Below are 433 nucleotides of genomic sequence, written 5' to 3' on the forward strand. Positions count from 1 at the left end.
TCCAGCCGGAAGCTGATGCAGCCCCTGACCCTGCCGGTGAAGCTCCAGCCCAGCTGGCTGACATGCCGGAACCAGTCTGTCCGGAAGCCTGCATCCGTAATGATGGTGACGGCTTTATCTTTCGGGATGGCATCATGCAGGCGGTCAAGGAAGCGGCACTGTACATCGCTGTTCTGCGCCAGCTCTGCGGGGACAACCTCACTCATAAGCGGCAGTGAGCGACCATTACAGACCAGGCTTGCCCGCAGAAGATACCAGTTCCTGTCATGCCAGCCTGTCCAGTCGACAGCAATCACACAGAAGGGCATCAGGGAGGTGATGGTATGTGTGAGCAGGTGCTGAATACGGGGAATATCCCGGTGAAGGGCGGTATTACCCAGGGCACGGTCAACACGTTTAATTTTATTTTTGACGTGCGCCCTGCCGGGAAGAG

At 57.3% G+C, this 433-nt stretch carries 1 protein-coding gene; it reads right to left on the bottom strand.

Annotated elements, in window-relative coordinates; all coding sequences use genetic code 11:
• On the bottom strand, positions 1 to 296 hold a 296-nt coding region (locus VF709_RS24940), incomplete at its 3' end, for a transposase (RefSeq protein WP_349356620.1).
• Positions 297 to 433: the final 137 nt, after the last annotated feature.

Source organism: Enterobacter sp. Lyrl_3, from assembly GCF_051948675.1.
In the GTDB taxonomy this organism is placed as follows: Bacteria; Pseudomonadota; Gammaproteobacteria; order Enterobacterales; family Enterobacteriaceae; genus Enterobacter; species Enterobacter cloacae.